Origin of the sequence: Nitratidesulfovibrio oxamicus (assembly GCF_015731765.1) — a bacterium.
Lineage (GTDB): Bacteria > Desulfobacterota > Desulfovibrionia > Desulfovibrionales > Desulfovibrionaceae > Cupidesulfovibrio > Cupidesulfovibrio oxamicus.
In genome coordinates, this window is the sequence record NZ_VRYY01000728.1 from 1 (window position 1) to 678 (window position 678).

1 protein-coding gene is annotated in these 678 nt (G+C 73.3%); it reads right to left on the reverse strand.

From position 1 onward, the window contains the following. On the reverse strand, nt 1-678 hold a 678-nt coding region (locus FVW20_RS17760; RefSeq protein ID WP_196610623.1), incomplete at both ends, for a glycosyltransferase family 9 protein.

Genomic DNA, 678 nt, shown 5'->3' on the forward strand with positions numbered 1-678 from the left:
GGCCAGGCGGGGCGAGGCGGCGGCAAGGTCGGCCCAGGCCCGGCGGGCGGCGGCCTCGCCGTGCAGGCCGAGCCGCCACGCCCAAAAGGCCTTCCAGAACTGGCCGAACAGGCGGCGGGGCATTGCCCGTTCTTCGTTGCCGTTGCCGTTCAGCGGGACGAGGTCGAACAGGCCCAGCGCGTCACGCCCGGTGCGCAGCAGTTCCAGTCCGGGAAGGCGCAGCCGGACAAGGCGCGAGGTGGCGGTGGCGCCATTCGCGCCATTGGCCGACAGCGCCGGGGCGGCGTCCTGTTCCCGCAGCAGCGCATGCACCAGCGACGCTACCCGCACTGGGTCGAACCTGTCGCGGCAGAGCACGGAAGGCTGGATGCACCGCCAGCAGCCCACGCAACTGATGGTGGCGCGCAGCACATGGTGGCCGGGAGGAAAGGGGGCGGTTTCCCAGGCGTTCACCGGCCCCATGGACAGGTTGAGGGTGGGGGTCTGGGTCCAGGCAGCCACGTGCATGGGGCCGGTGTCCGGCGTGACCAGCAGGCGCAGCGAGCGGGTGAAGGCCACCAGTTCCGGCAGGGTGAAGCGGCCGCACAGGTTCAGGGCCGGGGTATTGGCGCGGCGGGCCACGTCGGCCCCCAGCGCCGCCTCTGCCGGGCCGCCCAGCAGGACGGGCTTCAGCCCGCG